The organism is Leifsonia sp. NPDC058194 (assembly GCF_042883605.1).
Lineage (GTDB): Bacteria > Actinomycetota > Actinomycetes > Actinomycetales > Microbacteriaceae > Leifsonia.
The window spans coordinates 1,393,855-1,408,475 of record NZ_JBHVVL010000001.1; the positions used below are offsets into that span (position 1 = coordinate 1,393,855).

General features: G+C 69.8%; 14 protein-coding genes. 10 read left to right on the forward strand and 4 right to left on the reverse strand.

Going from position 1 to position 14,621, the window contains the following annotated elements:
• Positions 1-18: 18 nt before the first annotated feature.
• Entirely contained in the window at positions 19-996 is a 978-nt protein-coding gene (locus ACFVU2_RS06705) for a LacI family DNA-binding transcriptional regulator (protein ID WP_387872346.1), read from the reverse strand.
• 147 nt (positions 997-1,143) lie between these two features.
• On the opposite strand from ACFVU2_RS06705, the gene ACFVU2_RS06710 reads away from it, so the two are divergent.
• From ACFVU2_RS06710 to ACFVU2_RS06730, 5 genes are all read left to right on the forward strand, one after another.
• Positions 1,144-2,652 (forward strand): ADP-ribosylglycohydrolase family protein, encoded by a 1,509-nt coding sequence (locus ACFVU2_RS06710; RefSeq protein WP_387872348.1) that lies wholly within the window; start codon positions 1,144-1,146, stop codon positions 2,650-2,652.
• Between the two features lie 50 nt (positions 2,653-2,702).
• Positions 2,703-4,043 carry an ABC transporter substrate-binding protein gene (locus ACFVU2_RS06715; protein WP_387872349.1) on the forward strand — a complete coding sequence of 447 codons (1,341 nt, stop codon included), beginning with the start codon at positions 2,703-2,705 and terminating at the stop codon, positions 4,041-4,043.
• A 60-nt stretch (positions 4,044-4,103) separates the two neighbouring features.
• Positions 4,104-5,063 carry a carbohydrate ABC transporter permease gene (locus tag ACFVU2_RS06720; RefSeq protein ID WP_387872351.1) on the forward strand — a complete coding sequence of 320 codons (960 nt, stop codon included), beginning with the start codon at positions 4,104-4,106 and terminating at the stop codon, positions 5,061-5,063.
• 1 nt (position 5,064) lies between these two features.
• The gene (locus ACFVU2_RS06725) at positions 5,065-5,856 is read left to right on the forward strand and encodes a carbohydrate ABC transporter permease (RefSeq protein ID WP_387872353.1); all 792 of its coding nucleotides are present in this window, start codon (positions 5,065-5,067) and stop codon (positions 5,854-5,856) included.
• A gap of 115 nt (positions 5,857-5,971) precedes the next feature.
• Positions 5,972-7,258 carry an adenylosuccinate synthase gene (locus ACFVU2_RS06730; RefSeq protein WP_387872355.1) on the forward strand — a complete coding sequence of 429 codons (1,287 nt, stop codon included), beginning with the start codon at positions 5,972-5,974 and terminating at the stop codon, positions 7,256-7,258.
• Between the two features lie 67 nt (positions 7,259-7,325).
• On the opposite strand, the gene ACFVU2_RS06735 is transcribed toward ACFVU2_RS06730, so the two are convergent.
• Positions 7,326-8,612 (reverse strand): GNAT family N-acetyltransferase, encoded by a 1,287-nt coding sequence (locus tag ACFVU2_RS06735; protein WP_387872357.1) that lies wholly within the window; start codon positions 8,610-8,612, stop codon positions 7,326-7,328.
• Positions 8,613-8,741: 129 nt separating this feature from the next.
• Between ACFVU2_RS06735 and ACFVU2_RS06740 the strand changes: the two genes are divergently transcribed.
• Genes ACFVU2_RS06740 through ACFVU2_RS06755 form a run of 4 tightly spaced genes read left to right on the forward strand, consistent with a single transcriptional unit; the run spans position 8,742 to position 12,049 of the window.
• Positions 8,742-9,464 carry an ABC transporter ATP-binding protein gene (locus ACFVU2_RS06740; RefSeq protein ID WP_387872358.1) on the forward strand — a complete coding sequence of 241 codons (723 nt, stop codon included), beginning with the start codon at positions 8,742-8,744 and terminating at the stop codon, positions 9,462-9,464.
• Positions 9,461-10,789 (forward strand): permease, encoded by a 1,329-nt coding sequence (locus ACFVU2_RS06745; protein ID WP_387872360.1) that lies wholly within the window; start codon positions 9,461-9,463, stop codon positions 10,787-10,789. The genes ACFVU2_RS06740 and ACFVU2_RS06745 overlap by 4 nt, the downstream gene beginning before the upstream one ends.
• Positions 10,790-10,806: 17 nt before the next feature.
• Positions 10,807-11,121, forward strand: a complete 315-nt coding sequence (locus ACFVU2_RS06750; protein WP_387872362.1) for a chorismate mutase — start codon at positions 10,807-10,809, stop codon at positions 11,119-11,121.
• A 7-nt stretch (positions 11,122-11,128) separates the two neighbouring features.
• Positions 11,129-12,049, forward strand: a complete 921-nt coding sequence (locus tag ACFVU2_RS06755; RefSeq protein ID WP_387872364.1) for an SDR family NAD(P)-dependent oxidoreductase — start codon at positions 11,129-11,131, stop codon at positions 12,047-12,049.
• Positions 12,050-12,068: 19 nt separating this feature from the next.
• On the opposite strand, the gene ACFVU2_RS06760 is transcribed toward ACFVU2_RS06755, so the two are convergent.
• Positions 12,069-12,365 carry a hypothetical protein gene (locus tag ACFVU2_RS06760; protein WP_387872366.1) on the reverse strand — a complete coding sequence of 99 codons (297 nt, stop codon included), beginning with the start codon at positions 12,363-12,365 and terminating at the stop codon, positions 12,069-12,071.
• Positions 12,366-12,447: 82 nt separating this feature from the next.
• Between ACFVU2_RS06760 and ACFVU2_RS06765 the strand changes: the two genes are divergently transcribed.
• Positions 12,448-12,867, forward strand: a complete 420-nt coding sequence (locus ACFVU2_RS06765; protein ID WP_387872368.1) for an organic hydroperoxide resistance protein — start codon at positions 12,448-12,450, stop codon at positions 12,865-12,867.
• Positions 12,868-12,950: 83 nt separating this feature from the next.
• Here ACFVU2_RS06765 and ACFVU2_RS06770 read toward each other — a convergent pair whose 3' ends face one another.
• Positions 12,951-14,429, reverse strand: a complete 1,479-nt coding sequence (locus tag ACFVU2_RS06770; protein ID WP_387872404.1) for a glycosyltransferase — start codon at positions 14,427-14,429, stop codon at positions 12,951-12,953.
• Positions 14,430-14,621 lie beyond the last annotated feature (192 nt).

Here is a 14,621-nt window from a genome sequence, read left to right on the forward strand (position 1 = left end):
GACGACCCGCGCGGCGCCTCACGTGGACTCGCGCACCACCAGACGAGGAGGCGAGACCGGCCGGAGGTCCTCGTCCAGCCCGAGTGCGAGCGCGGCGGCGTGGGCGCCGAGCTCCCGGCCGGAGTGGTGCACGGAGGTCAGAGGCACGACGGCCGAGATCGCGTCGTCGATGTCGTCGTATCCGATGATCGCCAGATCCTGCGGGACACGGATCCCGCGGCGGAGCGCGGCGGTCTCGAGCGCGAGGGCGAGGAGGTCGTTGGCGCAGATCGCCGCGGTCGCGCCGTCAAGGTCGTCGAGCAGCGTCTCGGCCGCGCGCAGGCGTGACGCCATGTCGTTCCCGGTCGCGTCGAACCGGGAGATCTCGACCGTCGCGCCGGCATCGCGGACGGCGTCCTGGATGCCGTCGAGGCGCTCGGTGATCTGCGGCGCGGCTCCCGGGCCGCCGAAGAACACGCAGCGGCGGTGCCCGCGGTCCAGGAGGTGCTGCATCGCGAGGTAGCCGGCGAGCGGATTGTCGATGTTCACCGAGATGTACTCGTTCGAGTGCGATCCGACGAGCACGACGCGCGCACCGCTGTCCTTCACCAGCTGCAGGGGCTCGCCCTCCGCCGTCATCGCCATGGTGATGGCACCCGCCACCCGCATCTCGGCGAGCACCTGGGCGAACCGCTGCTCGCGGTCGAGGTCGCCGTCCGTGTTGCAGGTGATGACGATGTGACCGCGCTCGAGTGCGACGTCCTCGATCCCCCGACTCACCTCGGCGAGGAATGGATTGGAGAGATCGGGGACGAGGAATGCCAGGGCCGGGCTGCGTGCGCCCTGCATCACGCGGACGGCCGCGTTCGGAATGAAGCCGAGGTCGTCGATGGCGGTGCGGATGCGCTCTGCGGTCGCAGGGGCGATCGGCTTCGTGTCGTTCAGGTAGTTCGACACGGTGCCGATGGAGACGGCAGCCCGCTCGGCGACGTCGCGGATGCTGGATCGTGCCGCCATCGCTGCCCCTTTCCTCTGCGGAACCGTCGCGGAGAGCCGGGTCGGCGCATCCGTACGTTGACAGGATAGCGGTGTCGGTGAAATGATTCACCACATCGACGGTGAAATGGTTCACCGCCGCATCGGCAGTCCGTTCGAAGGAGAACCATGACGACACTCGCCCCGACCGATCTGATCCCTTCGGTGCGTGATCGCATCCAAGGATGCTGGCTCGGCAAAGCCGTGGGAGGGACGCTCGGGCAGACCTTCGAAGGGCTGTCCGGTCCGATCGATGCCGACTTCTACTTCCCCGTCCCCGACGAGATGGTGCCGAACGACGACCTCGACCTCCAGGTCGTCTACGCGGCGGTGCTCGACGCGCTGGACGTGCCCCGCGTCGACCGGCACATCCTCGCCGACGCCTGGCGCAAGCACGTGCTGTTCCCCTGGAACGAGTACGGCGTCGCCGTCCGCAACCTGGCGGAGGGGCTCGAGCCGCCGTACACGGGCTCGTTCGACAACTGGTTCACCTGCGGCGAGGGTGCGGCGATCCGCTCGGAGATCTGGGCCTGCCTCGCGCCGGGCGACCCCGATCTCGCGGCGGCCTACGCCTACGAGGACGCCTGCTTCGACCATGACGGCGACGGCGTCTACGCCGCGCAGTTCCTGGCCCGCCTGCAGTCGCTCGCCTTCGTCGAGTCCGACGTGGATGCGCTCATCGACGGCGCCCTCGCCGGGATCCCGGGCGACAGCGGCATCGCCTCCGTCGTCGTCGACACCCGCCGCTGGGCGCGCGAGCACACCGATTGGCGCGACGTGCGCGCCCTCATCGTCGAGAAGTACGGCAGTCAGGACTTCACGGACGTGCGCCAGAACACCGGCTTCGTGATCCTCGGCTGGTTGCACGGCCGCGACTTCTCGGAGGCCATCCTCATCACCAACAACTGCGGAGAGGACTGCGACAGCTCGACCGCGTCGGTCGGCGCGCTGCTGGGCATCCTCGACCCGACCGGCATCGAGGAGCGCTGGCTCGCGCCCATCGGCAACGACCTCGTGCTCAACTCGGAGATCGTCGATCTCGAGCACCCCGCAACGCTCGACGAGTTCACCGATCTCGTGCTGAGCCTCGGCACGCGGCTGGGGGGCGTCGCGCCCGACGCCACGAGCGCGCCGTTCGATCCGGCCAGCCGGCGCATCCCGGTCCGACTCGCGCACTTCAACACGGTGTTCTCCGCCGAGCGCTGGGACCAGCGCGACCAATCCGAGCTCCCGCAGATCGGCGGAGCCCTGCCCGAGCTCGACTACGTCGACGCCCAGCTGCCGGGAACGTGGGTGCGCCGCGCGCGTACCGACTTCGAGGACCGCCTGCTCATGGTCGAGTACGCGCTCGACGGCCACGGCCGCCGCGACGTCCGGCTGATGGTCAACAGCACCGAGGACTACCGCGTCTGGATCGACGGTGAGTTCCTGCACGGCGCGCAGGGCAGCGCCCTGTTCTTCCCGGCGCCGCACATGGCTCCAGTCGGGCAGTATGTCGACTTCGAGCTCGCGGATGGCGCCCACACCCTGTCGATCGCGTTCAAGCGTCCTCCGCAGCACCGCGAGGCGGCCGAGTGGGTCACGGCGCTCGTGGAACGCCCGAGCATGCTCTGGATCGAGAACGCTCTCCGCCCCTGAGATGAACCTTCCCCTCGCACCATCCCCTACAACGAAGTAATGGAGACAGCATGGAATCCCGCACCCGTAAGTGGCTCACCCGGGCGGTCGCGGCCGCCGCGGCGGCGACCGTCGCCATCGGCGGTATGACCGCCTGCTCGTCGAGCGGCTCGTCCGACACGTCCGGCGGCAAGACCACCGTCAACTGGTGGTCCTGGAACCCGGACGACACCCAGGACAAGCAGTGGATCACGGCGTTCGAGAAGGAACACCCGGACATCACGATCAAGCACCGCTTCATCCAGTACAGCGACTATGTCAACGCCGTGCGTCTGGCGGCGACCAGCAACTCCGGTCCCGACGTCTTCGGGCTGCAGGTCGGCGCCCTGACGACGCAGTTCGCCCCGCTCGCCACGGACCTCGCCCCGCTGGCGGCGAAGAACATCGGCGCCGACTGGAAGGACCAGCTCCTGGAGACGCAGCAGCTCGCCGTCGACGGCAAGCAGGTCGGCCTCCCGTGGATGATCACCGGCGGCGGACTCCTCTGGTACAACAAGAACATCCTCGACCAGGCCGGCGTGAAGCCGCCCACCACGCTCGCCGAATGGAAGGACGCCTGCACGAAGATCACAGCGCTGGGCAAGACCTGCTTCGTGCAGGGAGCCAAGGACGACTGGGTCAACATCGACGTCTACCAGTCGATCATCAACCAGATCACCCCCGGCACGTTCTACAAGGCGGTCCAGGGCAAGGCGAAATTCGACAGCGCCGACTTCGTCAAGGCGTTCGCGGTCTGGAAGCAGCTCTTCGACGACGGCATCGTCCAGCCCGGAGCCCTCGGCCAGACCGAGTACCCCGACGTGAGCGACATCTTCAGCAAGGGCGACGCGGCGATGATCGCCCTCGGCACCTGGAACGACGACCACATGACGAAGCCGACCCTCGCGTCCCTCGCGCCGACCTACGGCGACCAGATCACCTCGCAGGTGTTCGTGCCGACGGCCTTCCCCGACGTCGTCGGGGGCGCGAAGGAGACCGGCCGCCTGTTCGGCGGACCGGACGTCGGCTGGGCCATCTCGGCCAAGAGCAAGGTGAAGGAAGCCGCGTTCACGCTCGTCCAGTGGCTGACCTCCAGCAAGACCGCCCAGACGATGATCGGGAAGACCCTGCAGACGCCCGCCCTGAAGTCGGTGCCGGTCGACGCGAGCGAGCTCGCAGCTCCCGACGTGCAGAAGCCCGCGCTCGAGGACCAGGCGAAGCAGATCACCGACCTGATCGGTGCGCGCCAGATCCAGGACGCCGACGTTCAGACGGCGCTCGGGCAGGCGCTCTCCTCGGTCGCGAGCGGTCAGATGAGCCCGGAGGACGCCGCGGCGAGCGTCCAGAAGGCCATCGACGCCATCGCGAAGTAGCCGCTACCGGATCAGGAAGGACGGGGTGCCCGCGCACGCGGGCACCCCTCGGAGACGCACATGACAACGACCGTCACGCACCGCCCGCCCCGCGCCGAGCCTGCTCCACCCGAGGTGAGGCCGCCCCGCCGCCGGCGCACCGGGATCCGCACGATCGGACAGCGGCCGCTCACGCCCTGGCTGTACATCCTCCCCGCCCTCCTGCTGGTGGTCGGGATCATCTACGTGGGCATCGGCTACACGGGATGGGTGTCGACCCTCGACTGGAACGGCATCGACGACAGCCAGAAGCAGATCGGCTTCGGCAACTACCTCGCGATCGCCCAGGACCCGGTCTTCTGGACGGCGGTCGGGCACGTCGCCGTGTTCGGCGTCATCACCGTCGTGGTCCAGATGGCGCTCGGACTCGTGATGGCGGTGCTGCTCGCCAGTGACTCGGTCCGCGGCCGGGCGATCTACAAGATCGTCATGTTCCTCCCCGTCGTCCTCGCGCCCGCCGCCGTCGCGACGGCGTTCCGGGAGATCATGAGCCCGGACGGCGCGCTCAACCAGCTGCTGCGATCGGTCGGCATCGACGCGCACACCGCGTGGCTGGCCGACCCGAACCTCGCCCTCTACTCGATCGCCGCCATCAACATCTGGCAGTGGACGGGGTTCAGCTTCCTGCTCTACCAGGCCGCGATCTCCCAGCTCGATCAGAGCCTCTTCGAGGCCGCAGCGATCGACGGCGCGGGCGGCCTCCAGATCGTCCGGCGCATCCTTCTCCCCCAGCTCAAGGGCACCCACGCGACCCTCGCGCTCACGGGCTGCATCGGTGCGCTGAAAACGTTCGACCTGGTGTACCTGACCACCGGTGGAGGTCCGGGCCGCAGCACAGAGTTCCTCACCACCTACATCTACAAACAGGTCGTCGAGCAGTACCACGCGGGCTACTCGGCGGCCCTCTCGATCGTGCTGCTGGTGATCGCGCTGATCTTCACCTCGATCCAGATCCGCGCTTACCGCTTCGGAGAGGACTGACATGTTCGGACGACCGACGACGCTGTCCCGCGTCCTGTGCCAGCTCGTGGCGACCCTCGTCGCCATCCCGTTCCTGCTCCCGCTCGTCGCGATCGTCGCGAAGTCGTTCGAGGGGGAGGGAGCGGCGGCGAACTACCTCGCCGTGCTCACCAAGACGCCCTTCCTGCAATCGATGGGCAACAGCCTGATCATCTCGGCCGGGGTCATCGTGCTGGTCTACGTCTTCACCATGCTCGCCGCCTACGCGTTCGGCAAGATGAACTTCCCGGCGAAACGCCTCGTCTTCAACGCCATCCTCGTCGGGCTGGTGCTCCCGACGATCGCGCTGATCGTGCCGCTCTTCGTCATGGTGCAACGGCTGGACCTGTTCAACAACTACCTGGCCGTGATCATCCCGCTCGCGACGACCATCGTCCCCTTCACCCTCCTCTTGACCCGCAACTACATCGCAGGGATCCCGGAGGAGGTGCTGGAGGCGGCGAGGATCGACGGCTGCAACAGCTTCACGGCCCTCGTGCGGATCGTGCTGCCGCTGTCGAAGCCGATCACCGCGGTCCTGATCGTGTGGACGTTCCTCCAGGCCTGGAACGAATTCTTCCTGCCGCTGCTCTTCCTGCCCGATCCGTCGATGCAGACGGTGACGACGATCCCGCTCTACTTCACGAGCACCTATGGATCGGACCAGCCCAAGATCTTCGCCGCCCTCGTGCTGATCTGCCTGCCCATCGTCATCGCGTACCTGAGCCTCCAGAAGTTCTTCGAGAAGGGGCTCTCGGCGGGGGCGATCAAGTAGAGGCGGCCGCCGTGGACGGCCCCGACCGCCCCCGCAGACGGGCCGCGATAGGATCGAGTGCAGCGGTCGTCCGTGTGACGCACCGGTGCGCCCATCCATCGAGAGGACGTGGACAGTGCCCGCGATCGTGATCATCGGCGCCCAGTGGGGCGACGAAGGCAAAGGCAAGGCGACGGACCTCCTCGGCAGCCGCATCGACTACGTCGTGAAGTTCAACGGCGGGAACAACGCCGGTCACACGGTCGTCGTCGGTGACGAGAAGTACGCGCTTCACCTTCTGCCGTCGGGGATCCTGACCGAGGGTGTGACCCCGGTCATCGCCAACGGCGTCGTCGTCGACATCGAGGTGCTCTTCGAGGAGCTGGACGGCCTGATCGCCCGCGGCGTCGATGTCTCACGCCTGAAGGTGTCGTCGAACGCGCACGTGATCACGCAGTACCACCGCACCATCGACAAGGTGACCGAGCGGTTCCTGGGCAAGCGTCAGATCGGCACCACCGGCCGCGGTATCGGCCCCACCTACGCCGACAAGATCAACCGGGTGGGCATCCGCATCCAGGACATCTTCGACGAGAACATCCTGCGCCAGAAGGTGGAGGGTGCGCTCGACCAGAAGAACCACCTGCTGGTGAAGGTCTACAACCGTCGCGCCATCTCGGTCGACGAGATCGTCGAGCAGCTCCTGAGCTACGCGGACCGCCTGCGCCCCATGGTCGCCGACACGTCGCTGCTGCTGCACGAGGCCCTGGTCGACGGCAAGTACGTGCTCTTCGAGGGCGGCCAGGCGACGATGCTGGATGTCGACCACGGCACCTACCCGTTCGTCACCTCCTCCAGCTCGACCTCCGGCGGCGCGGCGATCGGCTCCGGCATCGGGCCGAACCGCATCGACCGCGTCATCGGCATCGTCAAGGCGTATACCACCCGCGTCGGCGCCGGCCCGTTCCCGACGGAGCTGTTCGACGAGTGGGGCGAGTTCCTCCGCGAGCGCGGCTTCGAGTTCGGCACCACCACCGGCCGGCCCCGCCGCACGGGCTGGTACGACGCGCCCGTCGCCCGCTACACCGCGCGCATCAACGGCGTCACGGACTTCGTGCTGACCAAGCTCGACACGCTCACCGGCATCGAGCGCATCCCGGTCTGCGTCGCCTACGACGTCGACGGCGTGCGCGTGGACGAGGTCCCCGCGTCGCAGAGCGACTTCCACCACGCCGTGCCCATCTACGAGGAGTTCCCCGGCTGGACCGAGGACATCAGCGGTGCCCGCACCTTCGACGACCTGCCGAAGAACGCGCAGGACTACGTGCTCACACTCGAGCGCATGTCCGGCGCCCGCATCTCGGCGATCGGCGTGGGCCCGGCCCGCGACGAGATCGTCGTGCGCCACGACCTCGTCGACTGAGCCTCGCGAGAGGTGAGTGGATGCGGGTGCAGTCGCGGCCGCACCCGCATCCACTCACGTCTCGGCGTCAGAACCAGGTGCTGAGGCGCGGCGGCACGGCCGTCCGGAACAGGCGGTCGAGAGCGAGCACGTCACCCTCGATCTTGCCGGCGACCCCGAGGGCGCGGGCGAAGTCGTGGCCCAGGTACACGCTCCCGAGCGAGGCGACCGGCAGCGTCACGTCGGCCGCATCCGTCGTCTCGGTCACCGTCGCGACCCCGTCCGTCACCGACAGGCGGTAGCGGCCGCCGGCCAGGCCGAGGTCGTCCGTCACGTCGAGGACCAGCTCGCCGTCGTGCTCGTACGTGCGTGCCGTGAGCGCCGCCGGCACGTCCAGGATGCGCACCCACAGGTGGTCCTCGATGCTCGCCACCGCTGCGCCCCGCACATCCGACACCAGTGCAGGCAACGGCTCGTCGACGCCACGGGTGAACGCGCGCACCTCGGAGACGAGGTCGAGCTCGAGCAGGAAGCGCCAGAGCGCGGTGAGCGCCTCGTCGGTCGCGGCGGCGAGGTGGTTGACCTCCACGGTGTGCCGCACGAAGTCGTCGTGTCCCTTCACCCCGAAGCTGACGAAGCCCTCCGGTTCGCCCGTCGGGGAGTCGTAGCGCACCAACCGGTACCGCTCGGGGTTGTCGCTGCTCTTCAGCGGGCCGATCAGCCGGTCGGCCAGGTGGGCGGAGAGCCCGATCTCGCCCGGGCGTGCTGCCATCACGGCGTCGAGCACGGCTCGCCCGGTCTCGCGGTACTCCTCGGGCTCGGTGAACGAGAGCCGGCCGACGGTGGGACCACCGGCCCAGCGCACGCGCTTGGTGTCGATCCGCCACTCGCTGACGAACGTGGCGGGCCCGAACCCCCACCGGCCATAGATGACCGACTCCGACACGGTCAGGATGGCGAGCGGCACACCGAGCCGGTGCGCGGCGCGGAGCTCGCCGCCGAGCAGGGCGCGCGCGATGCCGCGGCGCCGGTGCGTGGGGGCGACGGTCACCGAGCTGATCGCCCAGCTGTTCACGCGGGCGCCGCCGGGCACCGTCAGGGGTGCGATCCACGAGTTCACAGTGCCGACGGGCTCCTTCGACGGGATGCCGTCGTCGTACACCGCGGTCGTGCGTCGGTCGGCGAGATGGCCGCGGGACTCCTCCAGCACCTCTTTCGACGGGGCGCCGCCGTGGAAACCGCGGAAGTCGGCGCGGATCCACTTGTCGAACGCCTCGGCATCGGAGGTGTCGACCAGGCCGAGCCGCAGGCCCGCCTCCTCGACCTCGCGGGCGGACTGCTCGTCGACGGGCACGTTCTCGTTGCTCTGGCTCACCCCTCCACCGTACCCACCGGCCGTCCTCCGCCGCGAGGACCGGTCGTCCATCGGGAGGATGACACCGGCGCCCGAGGATGACGCCGCCGCACGATGCGCCCCGCCGTGCCGTCGACGGAGCATGGGGGCATGAACACACTCGCCCCTGCCGTCCCGGCGCTCAGCGCCACCGGCCTCACCAAGACCTACGGCGCCGCCGCGGCACTCGCCGGAGTGGACGTCGCCATCGCCCCCGGCGAATCCGTCGCGATCATGGGGGCGTCCGGATCCGGCAAGACGACCCTCCTGCACTGCCTCGCCGGGATCGTCCGTCCGGACACCGGCTCGGTCGTGCTCGCGACCGCGCACGGGCCGGTGCAGGTCACGGCACTCGGCGAGGCGGAGCGCTCGCGGCTGCGTCGGGAGGCGTTCGGCTTCGTCTTCCAGCAGGGGCTCCTCCTGCCCGAACTCACCGCCGTCGAGAACGTCGCCCTGCCGCTCATGCTGGGCGGGGCGCCCCGTGCGGCCGCAGAGCAGGACGCCGCGACCTGGCTGGCGGCCCTCGGGCTCGCCGGTCTGGAGCAGCGCCGGATCGGGCAGCTGTCGGGCGGGCAGGCGCAGCGGGTGGCCATCGCCCGAGCCCAGGTCGGGGGTGCCTCCGTCGTCTTCGCGGACGAGCCGACCGGCGCCCTGGACTCGCGTACCTCCGCCGAGGTGATGGACGCGCTGATCGCCTCCACCACCGGCCGGGGACGCAGCCTCGTCGTGGTCACCCACGACGACGAGGTCGCCGCCCGCTGCGCCCGCGTGCTGCGGCTGGCCGACGGCCGCATCGTCGACGAGGCGGTCACGCGAGGGGAGGAGCCGCGATGACCACCCTCCGCCTGGCCTGGCTCTTCGCGCGTCGCGGCGCCGCGGACCGCTCGACCGTCTCCCTGCCCGTCGTGGCCTTCGCGATCGTCACATCCCTGCTGCTCATCGTCGCCGGAGGCGCGCAGGCGTTCTTCTCCTGGACGGGCGAGCTCGCCCCGCTCTACCAGGCGCTCGCCGTCATCGCGCTGGCCCTGCTGGTCGTCCCGCTCGTCGCCCTCGGCGGGTCGGCCGCCCGGCTCTCCGCACGCCGCCGCGACGACCGGCTCGCCGGCCTCCGGCTGCTCGGCGCGACCCCCGCCACGGTCACGGCGCTGACGGTGATCGAGTCGACCGCACTCGCCGTGCTCGGCGCGCTCGCCGGCGTCGTCCTCTACCTGGTCGCCGTGCCCCTCGTCGGCCTCATCCCTTTCCGGGGAGCGGCTCTCGGGATGTCGGTCCTGCTCGGTCCGGGATGGATCGCCCTCGCCGTCGCGGGCGTCGCGGCGCTCGCCGCGCTGAGCGCCGTCGTCGGGCTGCGCCGGGTAGTGCTCTCCCCGCTCGGCGTGCGGACCCGCCAGGACGCGCCGCGCACGCACTGGCTGCGCGTCGTGATCGCGGTCGCGGTCGTCGGCATCGTCTACGCCGTCATGAGCGCGCTGGGCAGCCTCGGCAGCGTCGCCGTCATCATCGCCGTGCTCGGCGCCGGTTTCGGTGGGGCCGTCGCGGTGCTGAACCTGGTGGGGCCGTGGGTGCTCCGCGTGCTCGCTGCCCGACAGGCGCGGCGAGCGGGTACCGCACGCCGGCTCCTCGCCGCGCGGAGCATCCTCGAATCGCCGAAGGCGGCGTGGCGGCAGGTCTCCGGGGTCGCGATGACCAGCTTCATGGCCGTCTTCGCCGGAGTGGGCGTCGCCCTCCTCGGCTCGGTGGGCGACGCGGATCCCCAGACCGCCCAGCTCGCCGCCGACATCCGCACCGGGGTGCTCATCACCGTCGTCGCGTCGTTCCTCATGGTCGCCTGCTCGGCCGGTGTCAATCAAGCCGCCGCGATCCTCGACCGCCGCGACCTCTACGTGAGCCTCGACCGGCTCGGGATGCCGGTGGGCGAGATGAATGCCGCACGCGGCCGCGCCGTGCTGTCGCCCCTGCGCATCACGACGATCGGCTCGGCTCTCGTGGCCGGCGTGGTGGTGTTCCCGCTCGCCGGGCTCAGCCTCATCCTGGCTCCCGCGAGCATCGCGGTGATCGTCGGGTGCCTCGCCGCCGGCATCGGCCTGGTGTGGCTCGCCTTGCTCGCCACCCGTCCGGTGCTGACGCGCGTGCTCACGGAACCGTCCCCGACCCTCTGACCCGGTAGTGTCGGAGCATGGGTGACACTGAGTCCGACGCCGCCGCCGTGGAGCGGTTGCACAGCATCCGGCAGAGCATCGACAACATCGATGCGGCGGTCATCCACATGTTGGCCGAACGCTTCAAGTTCACCCAGCAGGTCGGCGCCCTGAAGGCCGAGCACGGCCTGCCGCCGGCCGATCCGGAACGCGAGCGGGAGCAGATCCAGCGGTTGCGGGCCCTCGCGGAGGAAAGCCATCTCGACCCGGCGTTCGCGGAGAAGTTCCTGAACTTCATCATCGCCGAGGTCATCCACCACCACGAGCGCCTCGCCACCGAGAGCGGCAAGTAACACCGTGGTGTGGGATCCGACAGCGCTGCCGGACGCCCTCGGCCGCACCGTCGTCGTCACCGGCGGCAACGCGGGTGTGGGCTACTTCACGGGTGAGCAGCTGGCCCGGGCAGGCGCGCAGGTGATCCTCGCGTGCCGCGACCCCGAGCGCGCGGAAGCGGCGGTGTCGGCCATCCGGCGCCGGGTCCCCGGCTCCCGGGTGGAGGCCATGCCGCTCGACGTCACCGACCGCGCCTCGATCGACGCGGCCGCCGAGCATCTGCGGGAGCGGGAGCGGGTGGATGCCCTCGTGCTGAATGCGGGCATCGTGCACCCGCCGCGCGAACGCCGGACGGACGCGGTCGGCAACGAGCTCGTCCTCTCGACCAACGTCATCGGCCATGTCCGGCTCGTCGCGGGGGTCCTCCCCGTGCTGGAGCGCACGCCGGGCGCGCGGATCGTGTCGCTCGGCTCGCTCGCGACCCGGCTCGGGAGGCTGCGGCTCGACGACCTCCAGCTCGAGCGCTCCTACACCTCGTGGCGGGCGTACTCGGGGTCGAAGATCGCCGCGCAGGCGTTCGGGTTCGAGCTCGACCGCCGCTTGCGGGCCGCCGGGAGCGGTGTGACGAGCCTGGTGGTGCATCCCGGGTACTCGACCTCCGGGCGCACCCCGGGGATCCGCGGGGTCAACCAGCCGACCCGGGTCAAGAGGTTCGTCGACAACCTGCAGGCCGGATGGACGCAGGGCAAGGATCACGGCGCCTGGGCGCCGGTGCGCGCGGTGCTCGACGCCGAGCTCACGGGCGAGGACTACATCGGCCCGGTCGGCCGCACCAAGGGCATCCCGACCCACCTGCACCCGACGCGCGCGTCGCGCTCGCCGCGCGTGGGCGCGCGATTGCTGCCCTTGCTCGAGGACGCCGCCGGGGTCGATCTGCCGCTCGGCTGACGCCGCGGGCCGGACTGCGCTACTCGGAGACGACCGTGATGGACAGCAGACGCTGACCCTCGGGCACGGTCGCGCGCAGGGCGTCCCGGGCCGAGGTGTAGTCGGTACCGTCGGCCTCGATCTCGGTGACGGCCGCAGGCCTGATCAGTCCGGTCGAGATCACCCGGCCACCGCGGGGCATCGCGTTGTGGACCCGTAGCAGCTCGTAGCCCTCCGGCACCTGCTCCTCGACGAGCGAACGCGCGGTCTCGGCATCCTCCGCCTCGGCCGTCAGCTCGCTGGTCTCGCTGCTCTGCACCATTCCGCGGACCTTCATGTCTCCACGCTATCGCCTTATACACCCGCACTGTTCACGCGGCTCCCAGTCGCCGTTCAGACCGGGGGAGTGGGCTGAGCACATGGAAATCGCATACACCGCCATCGCCCACGCATCCGGAGGTGGCCGCGATGGCCATGTCCGCAGTGAGGACGATCTGCTCGATCTCGACACCCGTCCGCCGAAGGAGCTCGGCGGCTCCGGAGAGGGCACCAACCCGGAGCAGCTCTTCGCGGCCGGTTACGCCGCATGCTTCCTGAGCGCCCTCCACGCGGTCGGCCGCGCCGAGAAGCAGAACACCACCGACGCCGCCGTCTCGGCCAGCGTCGGCATCGGCCCCAACGGCGAGGGCGGGTTCGCGCTGGAGGTCGAGCTCGACGTCTACGTGCCCAACGTCAGCCGTGAGGTCGCCGAGGAGCTCGGCGAGAAGGCCCACCACGTGTGCCCCTACTCCAACGCCACCCGTGGCAACATCCCCGTGATGATCACCATCGTCGACTGACCCCTGCGTGTTCCGCGAGAGGTGAGTTCTCGCGGGTCGCAGCCCCTCGCGACCCGCAACCGCTCACCTCTCGCGAGCCGGCCTCAGACGGCGACGCGGCCGACCTTCTCGGTCTTGTCCCAGCGGGCCTCGGCGCCGGCGAGCTCCTTGAAGTAGGAGTCGAGGGTGATCGCGCAGAGCAGCGAGCCGTACCCGGCCAGGTAGATGAAGACCGGAGCCAGCCAGCGCAGGCCCTTGCGCTTCTCGACCAGCCGCGCGAGCCAGGCGACGAGCATCGAGAACGGGATCCAGATGTAGATCAGCAGGGTCAGCACGAACACCGTCGAGTCGCTCAACGTCGCGCCGAAGAGGCCGGGAAGCCACACGAGCATGAGCTTCGGGAAGAGCGCTGTGACCATCACGAGCATGTTGATGATGCCGGGGAACAGGACGACGTGGCCGATCGCGCGTCTCGTGGTCCTGCTGTCGGTCAGCGAACCCAGTATCAGCACGAAGAGGTACGCGAGTGCCGCGCTGATCCAGAGGGTGCGGAACACCCCGGTCGCGAACGGCGACTGCAGGAAGAGGAGGCCGGCGAGGCCGATGGCCGAGAGCACCATGATCAGCGGCAGCAGCCAGAGGCTGAACCAGACGATGCCGAAGGTCCAGGCACCCAGGTGGTGCACCTTCGACGGCCGGAACCACACTTTCGAATAGCGCGCCGTCACCGTGACGTTGCCTCGGGCCCAGCGCAGACGCTGCTTCCACAGCGCGTCGACCTTGCTGGGCTCCTCCGCCAGGACGTGCGCGTGCGGTTCGAAGACGACCTTGCGTCCGTGCAGCTGGGTCTCGAAGGTCGTGATCGTGTCCTCGGCGAGCGACGACGTGTCGATGCGACCGCCGATGGCGACCAGATTCTCGCGGGTATGCAGCTGGGCGCCGCCCGCAAGGCAGGCCTGCGCGCCGAGCACGTTCTGTGCGCGACGGGCGGCGGGCTGCGAGAGCACGTACTCCACACCGATGAACTTGGTCAGGTAGTTGCGCCCGATGCTGCTGCCCTCGCGGATGTACGCCGAGACGGCGCCCACTTCGGGATCGGCCAGGTGCCGCGTCATGCGGCGGAGCGAGTCGGGCAGGTAGATGACGTCGGCGTCCATGACGAGGAGCGCCTCCATCCAGTCCTCGTCGAGGATGCGGGTGATCCCGTGGTTCAGTGTGTGCGCCTTGCCCTGGCCGCCCTGCTCGCGGCGCAACAGGAACACGTTGCCCGGGTACCGCGCCTCGCGGTCACGCACGACATCGGGGGTCTCGTCGGTGGAGGCGTCGTCGACCACGTAGATGCGCAGCGCTTCTTTGGGGTAGTCGAGCTGCATCAGGCGGTCGATGGAGGCGCCGATCACCGCGCCCTCGTTCCAGGCCGGGACGACGATCGCCACGCGGGGCAGGTAGGGGGCGGCCTTCTTGTAGTGGTTGATCCAGGCGTGGAACGGGATGACGAAGAACGTCGCCGCCGCCGCGATCACGGGGATGAACCCGGTCAGCGCGAGGATCAGGCAGACGATGACGCCGACCCACTGCAGCACGCCCACGACATCCACCAGGAAACTCCCCTCGTCTACCCGCAACCCTACAGCGGCGGTGCTCCGGGCAGACAGAAGCGGGGCCCGGGGGGGGGGGGGGGGGGGCGCGGCCCCGGCCGGGGACAGCGGGGGGGGCCCCCGGAGGGCGCCCCCCCCCCCCACCACAAACACCAGAGAACCGGAGAAACCGGAACA